The following is a 12,987-nucleotide window of genomic DNA, read 5'->3' as shown; positions in this document are numbered from 1 at the left end:
TTCCTCCCTGAACTTTCTAGCGTGGCTTTTTCGAGCCGTGTCTTTAGTTTCGAATGTTTGATCCCCGGTGTGAACTGAGGGTTGGTCAGGCGATCCGTACCTTTTTCTTGGGCAAATCGCCTGGGTTCTACATCAAGCCTTCTCGGCTCTTGCGCGTCTGGCGCGCAGCGCTGCAATGCCCGGTACGGCAAAGGCCAGCAGAGCGATCAGCAGCAGGATGACGGTCATCGGCGAGGTATAGAAAATGTCCCATTCGCCCTGGTTCGAAATCAGCGCACGGCGGAAGTTGGTCTCCATCATTTCGCCCAGCACCATCGCCAGAATGATCGGTGCCAGCGGCACGCCCAGCTTGCGCAGAACATATCCCATGATGCCGCAGGCGGTCATGACGTGAACCGGGAACATGGTGGTTTCGGACGAATAAGCGCCGACGTAACAGATGCCCGCCACAATGGCCGCAATCGCCGGACGCGGAATATTGGCCACTTTCGCCCAGATCCGCGCACCCGCCAGGCCGATAAAGATCATGACCGGCACACCAATCCACAGCGATGCAAACACCGTGTAGGGAATCTCGGGGGTGCGGGTGAACAGCAACGGGCCGGGCTGAATGCCCTGGACCATCAGTGCACCGATCATCACGGCGGTGGTGGCCGAACCGGGAATGCCCAGGGCAAGCAGCGGTGCCATGGCCCCCGCAACGGCCGAGTTATTCGCAGCCTCGGAAGCGGCGACACCTTCGAGCGATCCCTTTCCGAAAAGCTCCGGCTTCTTCGAAAAGCGTTTGGTTACCGCATAGGACACGAAAGATGCGATGGACGCCCCGGCCCCCGGAATGACCCCGATCACATACCCCAGAAGAGAGCTGCGCACGATCACTACCTTCAGCCCTTTTACGGCGTTGTAGGGGATGGACGCCAACCCGCCGACTGCCGCGCTCTTGATCTTGGCGGATGCACCTTCTTCGATCATGAACAGCACTTCGGACAGCGCATAGAGCCCCAGCAGAACCGGCACCAAGGGCAGGCCCTCGAACAATTCGTAGTTCCCGCCGGTAAAACGCGGCACGCCGATTTGCACATCCAGACCGATTGTCGCCATCGCAAGACCGATGCCCATGGCAACCATACCCTTGATCGGTGACCCGTCCGACAGACCGGCAACCAGACTGAGACCCACCAGAGCAAGACCAAAGTATTCTCCCGGTCCGAAGTTCAGCGCGAATTCCGACAACGGCACCGCAGTTAGGATCAGCAGACCGGTGGAAACGAAGATGCCAACGCCGGACGAGATGATCGAGACGGTCAGCGCCTCGCCAGCGCGTCCCTGTTGGGTCAAGGGATAGCCGTCCCAGGCCGTGGCAACTGCGGCTGCGGTCCCGGGCGAGTTGATCAGCACGGCGGTAATCGCACCGCCATATTCTGCCGCCGCATAGAGCGCGACAAGGCCGACGATGGAAACCACCGGATCGACGCCATAGGTAAAAGGGATCAGCAAGGCCACCCCAAGGCTTGGCCCGAGGCCGGGGATGGCCCCGATCAGGTAGCCCACAAGCGCTCCGAAAACGAGCGCGCCCCAAACCATCGGATCACCAAAAGCGGAAAAGCCAAGTGCGAGATTAGCCAGCATATTCATCACTCCTCAGGGCAGGTTGACGTGCAGCGCAAGCACGAAGACCACATAAATGAAAGCAGCCAGCGCAATCGGCACACCGATCAGATGGAGCACGCGCCGTTCGCCGCAGGCGAGCATGGTCAGCAGGCCGAACAGCAACACGCAGGGCAGCGCACCCAACTGTTCAAAGTAAACGGATTGAAGGATCAAAAGTCCGGTTGTCAGCGCCACAGATACCGGACGGCGCACCGAGACCCAGCTGACCGGCACGCGGTCAAGCAGGCGGTAAATTGCGCTGATCGCCATGGCGACAATGGCAACCAGCGTCGCCAGCGCCAACAACCGCGGGAACCCGCCCGCGCCGATATCAATATCGTTCAGCGGCGGTGGCAGTGCCATCGACGACCGGAGATAAACCCAGAAGATGCCGAACAACACCACAGAACCTATCAAGTCGATAACCGGTGATGCACCCCGCAGAAGGCCCAGCTGAAACCGCCAGCCTTTGTCGTTCTTCAAAATATCGTCCATGTATTCCTCCCTTCGCAGCCCCGAACTTTCGTTCAGACCTGCGTCTCCTCCGGCAGCATACAGACCGCAAAGCGGACGATAGTTGAACTGAGCATTGGTTAGCCGACAGCACCCATTCAGTTAGTCAAGATTTAATAGTTATGAATCAATTACTTAAGCGGCAATTCAGGCCCCCCGCTTGAAGAACTCCGGCATTTCACCCGCTTCCTTCAGCAACCAATCAATGAATCGGCGGGTTTTTGTGCTGACCGACAATGTCGTGGGCCACACGACATGAAAGGCCTGTCCCGTCAGAACCGGCTGGTTCAGCGGCGCAACCAACCTCCCTGCGGCCAGTTCTCCGGCAAGCAGATCCACCTGACCAATCGCCAGTCCAAAGCCCTGTGCGGCGGCACTATACGTCAAAAGCGAGCTGTCAAATTCGATCCCCGATGCCTGATCAAGCGCCACATCGCAGGCCCGCGCCCAATCGTCCCATGCCCGCCGCCGATAATGCGAATGCAGCAGATCGCCACCCGCCACCGCCTGTGGGTCAACGAATGGCCCCATCCGCGTGGCATAGTCCGGTGCGCAAACCACATCCACCCGCTCGTCGAACAGCTTGCGTGAGCGGGCATCGCGCCAGGGGCTTGTTCCCAGCTGGATTGCCACGTCAAGCTGCGTGCCCCTAAAATCCAGCGGCGCCACCTGCGTATCCATCCGCACCCGCAGGCCCGGATATTGATCCGTAAAACGGGACAAACGCGGCAACAGCCAGTAATGCGCGACGCTGGGATAAATCCGCAACTGGATCGTATTCGCGGTTTCTATGTTCAGCAAACGGGCCGTTGCCGTTTCCAGCCCCTCGAAATGCGTGGCAATCTCTTGCCCGTAAGCACGACCGATATCGGTCAGTTTCGCCGACCGGCCATCACGGTCGAAAAGCGGGACGCCGAGGTAATCCTCCAACAACGCAATCTGGCGACTGATCGCCACCTGCGTCACCCCCAGCTCCTGGGCGGCTGCGGTAAATGTGCGGTGCCGTGATGCCACCGCAAAGGCACGCATCGGATTCAAAGGCAACCGCGACAATCCTCGTTCCATAACCTCAGATTTGCCTCATGTGATAAATAGCAAGTTCAACAGACTTTTTATCAGGGTACTTTGCAAGCCAAACAGGCACAAGGAAGGTTGCAACATGCATTTTGACCTCACGGAAGATCAACAGATGTTCCGGGACAATGTTGCCCGGTTTGCACGCAGCGAACTGGCGCCGGAGGCGGCCAGACGCGCCCGCGCGTCCGGCTATCCCTGGGAAATTGCAAAGCGCATGGCAGAACTTGACCTGATGGGCATCCCCCTGCCCGAAACCGATGGCGGCATCGGCGGCACGCTTGTGGATGCGCTGATTGCCTTGCAGACCGTCGCCGAGGCCTGCCCGCGCAGCGGCGACGTGATACAAGCCGGCAACTTCGGTCCCATGCGTACCCTTGCCGAATACGGCACCGCAGATCAGAAGGCCCGCTATCTGGTGCCGATCCTCCAGGGCCGTGCCGTGATGTCCCTGGCGATGACCGAACCCCAGGCGGGTTCCGCCGCGACCGAGATGACAACCTCCGCCACACCAGATGGCAACGGATACCTGATCAACGGCACCAAGATCTTCGGCACGCACAGCAGTGAAGCCGAAGTCTTTCTCGTTTATGTCCGCTTTGGTCCGGGTCCGGATGGCATCGGGTCCGTGCTGATCGAAAAGGGAACGCCGGGTTTCGTCGTGGGACAACCCTCGACCTTCATGAACGGCGAGGAATGGTCACAGCTTTATTTCGACAACGTCCGGATTCCGGCCGAAAACCTGGTGCTGGGCCCCGGCGGCTTTCGCAAGCAGATGGCGGGTTTCAACATCGAACGGCTGGGCAACGCCGCCCGCGCCGTGGCAGCCGGGCGCCATGCCTTCAACCTTGCCCGCGATCACGCCACAGAGCGCAAACAATTCGGTCGTGCGCTCTGCGAGTTTCAGGGCCTGCAATGGAAATTCGCAGAGATGTCGCTCAAACTGGAATCCGCACAGCTTTTGCTGATGCGCGCCGCCGTCAATGCGCGAGACGGCCTGCCGGATGCCCGGGACACGGCCTTGGCCAAACTGGCATGTAACGAAGCGGGACATTTCGCCGCCAATGAGGCGCTTCAGATCATGGGCGGCGCCGGCTTTTCAGAGGAAAGTACGGCGCAATATTGCCTGCGCCGTACCCGGGGATGGATGATCGCCGGCGGCTCTGTCGAAATCCTCAAGAACCGCATTGCCGAGGGCATCTTTGAGCGCCGCTTCCCGCAGAACCCGCAGAAATCTGCCTAGCGTTCAACCACGGGCCATAAACATCGGCCCACCCTTGTGACGCGGAAAGCCGTAGCCCAGCACCATCACAACGTCGATATCCGCCGCGCTTTCTGCAATCCCCTCGTTCAGGATCGCCTGTCCCTCGGCCTGCATGACGCTCAATATGCGCTGCATGATCTCTTCTGGCGTAAAGTCGCGGCGGGTCCAGCTCGCACGCGCGCTTTCTGCGAGGATGATTTTCTCCACTTCAGGGTCAGGCAACGCTGTGCCGCTGGCGTAATCATACCAGCCTTTGCCGGCCTTGCGCCCCAACCGCCCCGCTTCGCAAAGGATATCTGCGATCCGGGCATAGCGTTCATCGGCGGGCCGTGTCGCGGCACGGGCCTTGCGTTGCGCCCAGGCAATGTCGAGCCCGCTCATGTCCTGGACCTTGTAGAGCCCCATCGCAAAACCAAAGCCTTCCATCGCTGCGTCGATCTGCTGTGGCAGCGCGCCTTCTTCCAGCATGAATTCGCAATCACGCCGATAGGCCGCCATGATCCGGTTGCCGATGAACCCGTCGCAAACCCCGGCAACCACCGGCACTTTGCGCAGGTGTTTGGCCAAGGCCGCGCCGGTCGCAAGGGCGCGTGCGCCGGTGGCGTCGCCCCGTACCACTTCCAGCAGTTTCATCACGTGAGCCGGTGAGAAGAAATGCAGCCCAAGAATGCGCGATGGGTCACGGGTTGTTTCGGCCAGCCGGTTCACATCCAGATAGGATGTGTTGGTTGCCAGCACCGCGTCGTCGGGCATCACGGCGTCCAGCTTGTTAAATACTTCGCGCTTCACGTCCAGATCCTCGAACACCGCTTCGATCACCAGCGGGCAACCGGCCAGCGCGGCGTAATCCTGCCCGGTGCCAAGTGCCGCCAGCGCCGCATCCGCCTTGTCCTGCGAGATCACGCCGCGTTTGAGACTGCCCGCGATGGTATCCGCAACACGCGCACCCGCCGTTTCGGCCGCTGACGCATCCCGTTCGACCAGATGCACCTGTGATCCGGCCAGCAACAGCGCCGTGGCAATCCCAGCCCCCATCGTACCGCCGCCGATGACACCGACACGCGACAGGTCCGCCGGTTCGGCCTGCGCGGTTTTCAGGCCTTGGCCCGCACCGCGTTCCGCAAAGAAGATGTGACGCAGGGCAGCAGCCTCCCCGGAGGCGGCAAGACGCAGGAAACGCCCGCGTTCTGCCGACAGGGCTTCGACCACGCCCAGGCTCTGAGCATCCCGCAGGGCACCCAATGCCTCAAGCGGCGCCACAGCACCGCGTGACCGTTTGCGCAACTCTGCTTCCCTGGCCGCCCAGTCGACCGCCGGTCCTGCCACAAGCGGGCGGGCGCGTGTCGCTTGCGGCACACCCTGCCCCGCCAGTTCAAGCGCAAGGCTCTCTGCCTCTTTCACCACATCCTCGGCACACAGCCGATCGACCAGCCCCATGGTTTTTGCCGCCTGCGCCGCCACCGGCTTACCAGTTGTCACCAGTTGAACCGCATCAGCCATCGACACCAAACGCGGCAGCCGTACCGTCCCGCCTGACCCGGGAATGATCCCCAGCGACACTTCGGGCAGCCCGAGCTTTGCAGATGTCGATGCAACCCGCCCGTGACAGGCCATCGCCAGCTCCAGCCCGCCGCCAAGGGCCGTCCCATGCACCGCCGCGACCCAAGGCACCGCCGCGTTTTCAATCAGGGCCAGAACATCCGGCAGAAACGGCTCCTGCGGTGTCTGACCCAATTCGCGGATATCCGCGCCCGCAACAAAACTGCGCCCGGCGCATGACAGAACAACGGCCCGCACATCTTTTTGCCGGGCAATGTCGGAACAGGCGGTTGCCAGTCCGGCCCGCACCTGCTGCGACAGGGCATTTACCGGTGGGTTGTCTATAACCACATGCGCCACCGCGCCATGGATCTCACAGGTTACAACCGACATTGTTCAGGCCTCCTCCCATTGGCGACGCCCCTTCGGACGTCTCTTGCGGGCAGGTATAGACAGATCGATGTTGGGCGTGATCAAACAATTCGTTGGGTTCAGGCCAGCCTTCCTAAGGTTAGGCTGGTCCTGCCAACAGGCTGATTGCACCGCCAGTGATTCCAGAAAGGGAGCCCCTGAATGACACATTCCATCTCCACAGAGATCGCCACAGGCACCAACCTCGGAAGCCTGACCTGATGGGCCGCGAAGACCCGCCGCCGCAGGGCAACCCGACCATTCGCACAGTCGCGATGCCGGCAGACACCAACCCAGCCGGAGATATCTTTGGCGGCTGGCTGATGAGCCAGATGGACCTTGCCGCCGGAAATGTTGCCGCCCTGACCTCGGGCGGGCGCAGCGCGACAATTGCAGTGGACGCGATGATATTTCATCGCCCGGTCAAGGTCGGGGACGAGGTGTCGCTTTATGCTTCCCTGATCAAGGTCGGGCGCACGTCGATGGTGATCCATGTGGACGCGTGGCGGCGCCCGCGACAGTCGGACAAAAGCGAAATGGTGACCGAAGCCAACTTTACCTTCGTGGCCCTGGATGATGAAGGCCGCGCCGTGCCGGTAACTTCGGAAAACCCCTGATCCATGCCGCTCGCCTGTTCCGCCGATCCCGACATGGGGCTTCCCCCGCTACTGATGGTACATGGTCTGCTTGTCAGCCGCCGCCTGTGGGAACCGAACGAAAGCCTGGCGCTGAGCTTTCGCCGAATCCGTGTCGATCTGCCCGCGCATGGCGACAGCAGCAGCCCCAAGTCTGCCGCTGAGGCCGATCCAGAATATCTGGTGCGCCAGTTGGACGCCTTGCGGCAGGAGTTGGGGATAGAACGGTGGCACCTTTGCGGTCAGAGTTTTGGTGCCGGGCTTGTGTTACGCTATGCGCTTGACCTGCCGCAGCACAGTGGCGCGCTGGTGTTCACCAACGCCAATGCCGCGCTCAGGCATGACTGGCCGGATGAGCTGAAAGAAGCGAATGCCAATCGCATCAACGCGCTGAAAACCAATGGCGCCGATGCGCTGCGCGGCCTGCCCTATCATCCGGTCCACGCGCGCCGCTTCCCCGCCGACCTGCGCGCCGCGCTGACCAGGGACGCAGATGGCACCGATCCCGACGGTTTGGCCCTGCTACTGGGCGAAGGGTTGCCGCGACTATCCGTCCAGCACCGACTGCAAGAACTGCGCGTGCCTGCCATGCTGATCAACGGCGTGAAGGAGAGCAAGTTTCAACCCATTCGGAACTGGCTGTCGCGCATGCATCCCTCCATCGGCATCACCGATCTGGAAGGCGGGCATTCGGTCAACGTCGATTGCAGCGCCGCATTTGACAGCGCCGTGTGTGATTTCCTCGGCAAGGTGCCGCTGTGAAGCAGAACTTTTTGTCAGCCTACCCAAAGCAAAAGGCAGGCTTCGGATCAAAAGTGACAACCTGTTGAAATCATGACTATTTCTCAGATATCTGATGCCGTCAAACGCCTCCGCGGTCTTTGCAATGCCTTACCGCCGCGCTAGGCCGGGAGCAACAAACAGGCCCGACACAGGCCGGTCGACACGGCGACTTTGCCGGAAAGGACCCAATCCATGTCAACACGTCTGAACACTGTTCTTGCTCTGGCGGCATTATACGGTCTGGCAACCTGCGCGGGGTGGGTGTTTTCAAATCTGGGTGTGCCGCTGCCCTGGATGATCGGGCCACTTGTACTGTCTGCAACCGCATATATCAGCGGTGTGATCACCGTGAAAGTTCCCGTCAAAACGCGCCCCTTCGGGCAGATGACCATCGCCGCACAGGTCGGGCTGGCCTTTACCCCGGCGGCCCTGACCGCGCTTCTGGCCCTCGCCCCGCTGCTGATCGGCGCGGCGCTGATCACCGCAGTGATCGCCAGCATTGTCGCGGTACTGACAGCCCGCATGGGCAACATGCGTCTGGCGCAGTCGTTTCTGGCCACCTTTCCGACCAGCCCGGTCGAAGCCGCCGTGATGGCCGAAAAGCTGAACATCGACTCGGGCCCCATCGTGCTGTCGCAGACCATGCGCATTGCGGCCGTTGTCATTCTGGTCCCGCTTACCATCTATTCGGTCGATGGCTGGCCCGACCGCAGCGGCCTGATCCGGGGCGGCAGTTTCGATCTGATCGGAAACGGGTTTCTGGCACTTCTGGCGATCAGCGGGGCGCTCCTGTTCAAGAAGCTTCGGCTGTCCAACCCCTATTTCCTGGGTCCGCTGGCCTTCTCGGCTGCGGCTGCGGCGACAGGTCTGGAACCGACGGCCTTTCCGCCGCTGATCCTGTCTGCCGCACAGATCGTGCTTGGCACCTGGTTGGGCAGTGTCTTTCGGCGTGAGCTGCTTCTCAAGGGCGGCCGCCTTGTGGTCACCTCGGCAATCAGCACGTTATTGTTGCTGGGGATCGTGTCGGCAGTTGGCGTCGGACTGGCAGCCCTGTTCGATCTGGATTGGGAGATCCTCGTGCTTGGCGTTGCTCCTGGCGGCGTGACGGAAATGGCCCTGACCGCCAAATTCCTGGGCGTGGACCTGGCGCTGGTCACCGCCTTTCAGCTCACCCGCATCTTTATCTTCATGCCAAACATTCCCTGGGTCATCGCGGCAATCGACCGATATGAAAAACGCCGACGCCCGTGACGCGACCTAGCCCATATATGCGTTCGGGCTAAGCGTATTTCCCAGAAAATAAAGGTTCTCGCGCAGGGTTTCGCGGGTGACCGATCCGCCCAGGCTGATCCGCAGGCGTTCCTGCGGTGCCCCTGACACGGTAAATGCATCCGCAGGCATGACGCCAAGCTGTCTCCCCGCCAGCCGGGCGACAATATCTGCACGCCCCATACCCTTGGGCAACGCCAGCCAGATATTGAATGCATTTTCAGCCGACTGAAATTCAAAGCCATCCAGCGCATCCCGCGCAATCGCCTGACGCGCCGCACTCTCCGCGCGGATGAACCGGCGGATCCGGTCGGCGGTGCCATCTTCGATCCACTGGGTCACAAGCGCCGTCGAAAGGGGAGAGGGCATAACCGCCAGCGCCCGGATGGCCTGTGCCAGCCGGAAGGCGCATTTCGCGGTCGGCGCCACAGTGTAAGCCAGTCTCAGCCCGGCACCGATACACTTTGCCAGGCCGCCAATGTGCCAGGTCAGCTCCGGTGCGGACAGGGCAATTGGCGCCGGTGCCTTGGCCGGGATGAATCCATAGGCATCATCTTCGATCAGCGTCAGCGCGTGGCGGCGCAAAACTTCGGCCAGTTCAAGCCGCCGGGTCTCGGGGATTGTATGGGTGGTCGGGTTCTGCAGTGTCGGGTTCAGGTACAGCGCCTTGGGTCCGTGCTCTTCGATTGCCCGCTCAAGCGCATGGGGCAACATCCCATCCGCGTCCCGCGCGACTCCGACCAATGTCAGGCCGAAACGCCCTGCAATATTGCGCAGACCGGGATAGGTGATCTGTTCGCATAACACGCGGTCACCGGGCTTTGCGATGATTGAAAATATCGCAGCCATGGTGGCATGTGCCCCCGGCGTCACCGCAACACGTTCAAGGTTCGGGACCATGCCGCGCATGCTGAGCCAGCTTGACGCTGCCAGACGGTCCTTTTCGGCACCGATGGGGGATTGATAACGCAACAGACCGATCAAATTGGCCGACACATAATCCAAACCCTGCTTCATGCGCGCCTGCAGATCGGGGTCTGTCGGTTCCGGCGGCATGTTCATCGACAGATCTTCATCACGCAGCCGCATCGGATCGGGGCCGGAATGCGCGATTTGCCCGGAAATGAAGGTGCCGCGCCCTACATGGCTATCGACCAGCCCGCGGGTCTGCGCCTCTGCATATGCACGCGATACGGTGGTAAAATCGATGCCCAAGGTCTCTGCCAGCTTGCGCTGCGGCGGCAGCCGGTCGCCCATCGCAAGGGTTCCATCAGCTATTTTCTGGGCGATGGCATCTGCAATCGCGATATAGCGCGGCTTGCCGCTTTTCAGAATGTCAGTCGTCCAGGGCATTGATTATCGCTCTCCTACTGAATTGTGCCTATCGAATTGGATCGACAAATTGAAGTGACATTGTATGTATTTTCACCCTCGCGAACAAATTTGTTACAATTGCGCTGCCTGCGGCTCTTAAAAAATCGGCGAAAAATATGGCGTTGCGCGCGAAAGCCGCGAAAACGTAATGCAAATTTACGGCATATTGTCACAATATTGTATGCTTATTTGGCATGGTATTGAGTGGTAACAACTGCAGCACGACCCCGATCCGGTGAAAGTCCTGACGCGTCGCAGTGCCAGCCGGGCGTCCTGTGCTGGTTTGATCGGGCAGCACCAACATTAAGACAAATGGTGGTTATTCCGCTTTCGTCCGGGGTTGCATTTCAGCGGGTCGAAGCTGGCCACCTCCCTGCAACGTCAGCCTGATCTGATCCGCCAGTCGCACCTCAATCTCCTTAACATCGCTCGCGTCCGCTTCGAGAGTCGTCAGGGCCCGGCACACGCCCAGGATCGAATGGGCAGCCACGAAGGTCGTGGCGGGATCAAGCCCGCTCAGCTGCGACCGAACCGCAGGATGCTCGGACACCAGGCGGATCATCTGCATTGCCCGGTCCTGATGTGCCGGAAGCTGCCCCCGCGCCGCATGATGGCTCAGAACGATGCGCCGGACGACGCGATCGGTGCGATGGCGTCTCACCAGAAGCTGGACAAGCCGCCCAACGATGTCAGGTTCGGCGGCATTGAGCAGTTCATGTACCGCCAATTCGTCGGCTTGGAGGATGCCTTCCGCCAATGCATCAAGGATGTCGGCCTTGTTCTGGAAATAGCCATAGAGAGACCCGATGCCCACGCCCGCCAGTTCGGCCACCCGATTCGTGGTCAACTCCTGTGTGCCACCCCTTCGCAAAATGCGAGTGGCCGCGTCAAGAATGGCGGCAACTGTCGCCTGCGAACGGGCCTGGGTTGGTCTACGTCTTTGATCCGGCATGCTAATTCCTCAATTCACGCGGACGTCCCCGTCAGTTTGAAACCCGAGTTGAGAATACGAGCAATCCTCGTATTCTCAAGACATGAAAACCACCCGTTACATAATTTCCCTGCCCGCACTGGTGCTGATCGCCTCTGTGTTGATCGTGGGGTGCTCCAAGGCGCCGAAGGTGGCCACATCGATGACGGCTCATCTGCTGTGCAGTGAGACCTTTGTCGCCGAGCGTGAAACGGAAGAGGTTTTTCAGCACTACATCCGGCGTATCGGTGGTCTCCGACAGGTCTCGCCGGGGCTGAAATATGCCTTGGATCAGGAGGCCAAAGAGGTTGAGGTGCGGCTGTTCGGAGGATCGGCGTCTGTCGCCGCCCATGCATCCGGTCGCGGATGCACGGTTCTGAACGACAGCACCCGGCCCCGGCCGAATGAAGCCGCCCTTCAGGATCCGCAGCCGGAAATCACGCCTCAGCACTCAGGCCTGCCAATGCTGGAACGCGCACTGGATGACCTGATGCAAGACACCGACCAGGCCGTCAAAGCGATTGTCATCCTGCAGGATGGCAAGATCCTGTCCGAACGCTATGCGGCTGGAATGTCGGAGCAAACACCGATGTTAAGCTGGTCCGTCGCCAAATCTGTCGTGAACGCCCTGATCGGGATCCTGGTCCGGGACGGCAAGGTCGCACTCCACACCCCTGCCCCTGTCAGGCTCTGGGCCGATCCCAAAGACCCACGGCACAATGTATCCATCGACCAACTCCTGCGTCAGACCAGCGGTCAGCCCTTTGGCGCTGCGAACACAGGCTTCGATCCCGCTTCGCAGATGCTGTTCCTGTCAGCTGACACCGCAGCACGTTCCGCAATTGCTACATTCGCCGAGCCCGGCACGCGCTGGTCCTACACCGACGGCAACTATGCCATCCTCTCGGGCATCCTTCGCGACGTCATCGGCGGCCGGCCGGGGGACATCACCGCCTTTGCAAAAGACGAGCTTTTTGGTCCGGTTGGGATGCATTCCGCAGTGATGGAATTCGATCAGGCCGGCGCGCCGATGGGGGCCGCCTTCATCTATGCGACAGCGCGGGACTGGGCGCGGTTCGGGCAGCTTTTCCTGGATAACGGAACCGTCGATTCCCGCAGAATCCTGCCCGACGGCTGGGTGACCTATTCGACCACATCGACGCCCTTGGCCGACGGCGGTTATGGCGCGGGCTTCTGGGTGAATGACGGGCCGAGCCACGGCGCCCGGCAGCGACGCAAGATGGGCGCCCCGGCGGGGTCCTATTTCGCAAGCGGGAACTTCGGCCAGGTCGTACTGGTGGTCCCGTCACAGGGCCTGGTCATTGCACGTTTCAGCGAGAGCGTGTTGCCAGCTGCAACCACATTCGGTGCCACTGTCAACGTGCTAAGGGCAATCCCTGATGCGTCACTTGAATGAAGGGCGTTGTTGAATCGGCATCGTCAACCTGTCGGGCCTTGCCGGACAGGATCCCCGCGCCGAGAGTATGACGGTGATGATCTGCTGC

At 60.8% G+C, this 12,987-nt stretch carries 11 protein-coding genes; 5 read left to right on the top strand and 6 right to left on the bottom strand.

The features are described from left to right. Positions 1-132: 132 nt before the first annotated feature. From ACWNZ3_RS21550 to ACWNZ3_RS21540, 3 genes are all read right to left on the bottom strand, one after another. Positions 133-1,629 (bottom strand): tripartite tricarboxylate transporter permease, encoded by a 1,497-nt coding sequence (locus ACWNZ3_RS21550; protein WP_496902586.1) that lies wholly within the window; start codon positions 1,627-1,629, stop codon positions 133-135. A gap of 12 nt (positions 1,630-1,641) precedes the next feature. Next, complete coding sequence (locus ACWNZ3_RS21545; RefSeq protein ID WP_496902585.1) at positions 1,642-2,145, bottom strand: tripartite tricarboxylate transporter TctB family protein; 504 nt, start codon at positions 2,143-2,145, stop codon at positions 1,642-1,644. Positions 2,146-2,310: 165 nt separating this feature from the next. After that, the gene (locus ACWNZ3_RS21540; RefSeq protein ID WP_496902584.1) at positions 2,311-3,207 is read right to left on the bottom strand and encodes a LysR substrate-binding domain-containing protein; all 897 of its coding nucleotides are present in this window, start codon (positions 3,205-3,207) and stop codon (positions 2,311-2,313) included. Positions 3,208-3,322: 115 nt separating this feature from the next. Here ACWNZ3_RS21540 and ACWNZ3_RS21535 point away from each other — a divergent pair, with 115 nt between their 5' ends. Further along, the gene (locus ACWNZ3_RS21535) at positions 3,323-4,480 is read left to right on the top strand and encodes an acyl-CoA dehydrogenase family protein (RefSeq protein WP_496902583.1); all 1,158 of its coding nucleotides are present in this window, start codon (positions 3,323-3,325) and stop codon (positions 4,478-4,480) included. A gap of 3 nt (positions 4,481-4,483) precedes the next feature. Here ACWNZ3_RS21535 and ACWNZ3_RS21530 read toward each other — a convergent pair whose 3' ends face one another. Then, positions 4,484-6,433 carry a 3-hydroxyacyl-CoA dehydrogenase NAD-binding domain-containing protein gene (locus tag ACWNZ3_RS21530; protein WP_496902582.1) on the bottom strand — a complete coding sequence of 650 codons (1,950 nt, stop codon included), beginning with the start codon at positions 6,431-6,433 and terminating at the stop codon, positions 4,484-4,486. A 239-nt stretch (positions 6,434-6,672) separates the two neighbouring features. Between ACWNZ3_RS21530 and ACWNZ3_RS21525 the strand changes: the two genes are divergently transcribed. From ACWNZ3_RS21525 to ACWNZ3_RS21515, 3 genes are all read left to right on the top strand, one after another. Then, positions 6,673-7,068, top strand: coding sequence for an acyl-CoA thioesterase (locus tag ACWNZ3_RS21525; RefSeq protein ID WP_269367849.1), 396 nt, complete (start codon positions 6,673-6,675; stop codon positions 7,066-7,068). Between the two features lie 3 nt (positions 7,069-7,071). Continuing rightward, positions 7,072-7,848, top strand: a complete 777-nt coding sequence (locus ACWNZ3_RS21520) for an alpha/beta fold hydrolase (RefSeq protein WP_496902581.1) — start codon at positions 7,072-7,074, stop codon at positions 7,846-7,848. Positions 7,849-8,061: 213 nt separating this feature from the next. Beyond that, positions 8,062-9,120, top strand: coding sequence for an AbrB family transcriptional regulator (locus tag ACWNZ3_RS21515; protein WP_269367847.1), 1,059 nt, complete (start codon positions 8,062-8,064; stop codon positions 9,118-9,120). A 6-nt stretch (positions 9,121-9,126) separates the two neighbouring features. Here the strand turns inward: ACWNZ3_RS21515 and ACWNZ3_RS21510 are convergent, their stop codons facing one another. Together ACWNZ3_RS21510 and ACWNZ3_RS21505 are read right to left on the bottom strand one after the other, a co-directional pair. Beyond that, complete coding sequence (locus ACWNZ3_RS21510) at positions 9,127-10,491, bottom strand: aminotransferase-like domain-containing protein (RefSeq protein ID WP_496902580.1); 1,365 nt, start codon at positions 10,489-10,491, stop codon at positions 9,127-9,129. A gap of 340 nt (positions 10,492-10,831) precedes the next feature. Continuing rightward, positions 10,832-11,464, bottom strand: coding sequence for a TetR/AcrR family transcriptional regulator (locus tag ACWNZ3_RS21505; RefSeq protein WP_496902579.1), 633 nt, complete (start codon positions 11,462-11,464; stop codon positions 10,832-10,834). Between the two features lie 82 nt (positions 11,465-11,546). Here ACWNZ3_RS21505 and ACWNZ3_RS21500 point away from each other — a divergent pair, with 82 nt between their 5' ends. Next, entirely contained in the window at positions 11,547-12,899 is a 1,353-nt protein-coding gene (locus tag ACWNZ3_RS21500) for a serine hydrolase domain-containing protein (protein WP_496902578.1), read from the top strand. Positions 12,900-12,987: the final 88 nt, after the last annotated feature.

The sequence above is a fragment of the Sulfitobacter sp. IGS-18 genome (assembly GCF_059628195.1).
This window is presented reverse-complemented; position numbering and strand designations above follow the sequence as displayed.

What these genes read in the sequence shown, in the direction of transcription:
- ACWNZ3_RS21550 (WP_496902586.1), bottom strand. Translation starts at nt 1,629, where the DNA reads ATGCTGGCTAATCTCGCACTTGGCTTTTCCGCTTTTGGTGATCCGATG.
- ACWNZ3_RS21545 (WP_496902585.1), bottom strand. Translation starts at nt 2,145, where the DNA reads ATGGACGATATTTTGAAGAACGACAAAGGCTGGCGGTTTCAGCTGGGC.
- ACWNZ3_RS21535 (WP_496902583.1), top strand. Translation starts at nt 3,323, where the DNA reads ATGCATTTTGACCTCACGGAAGATCAACAGATGTTCCGGGACAATGTT.
- ACWNZ3_RS21530 (WP_496902582.1), bottom strand. Translation starts at nt 6,433, where the DNA reads ATGTCGGTTGTAACCTGTGAGATCCATGGCGCGGTGGCGCATGTGGTT.
- ACWNZ3_RS21525 (WP_269367849.1), top strand. Translation starts at nt 6,673, where the DNA reads ATGGGCCGCGAAGACCCGCCGCCGCAGGGCAACCCGACCATTCGCACA.
- ACWNZ3_RS21520 (WP_496902581.1), top strand. Translation starts at nt 7,072, where the DNA reads ATGCCGCTCGCCTGTTCCGCCGATCCCGACATGGGGCTTCCCCCGCTA.
- ACWNZ3_RS21515 (WP_269367847.1), top strand. Translation starts at nt 8,062, where the DNA reads ATGTCAACACGTCTGAACACTGTTCTTGCTCTGGCGGCATTATACGGT.
- ACWNZ3_RS21510 (WP_496902580.1), bottom strand. Translation starts at nt 10,491, where the DNA reads ATGCCCTGGACGACTGACATTCTGAAAAGCGGCAAGCCGCGCTATATC.
- ACWNZ3_RS21505 (WP_496902579.1), bottom strand. Translation starts at nt 11,464, where the DNA reads ATGCCGGATCAAAGACGTAGACCAACCCAGGCCCGTTCGCAGGCGACA.
- ACWNZ3_RS21500 (WP_496902578.1), top strand. Translation starts at nt 11,547, where the DNA reads ATGAAAACCACCCGTTACATAATTTCCCTGCCCGCACTGGTGCTGATC.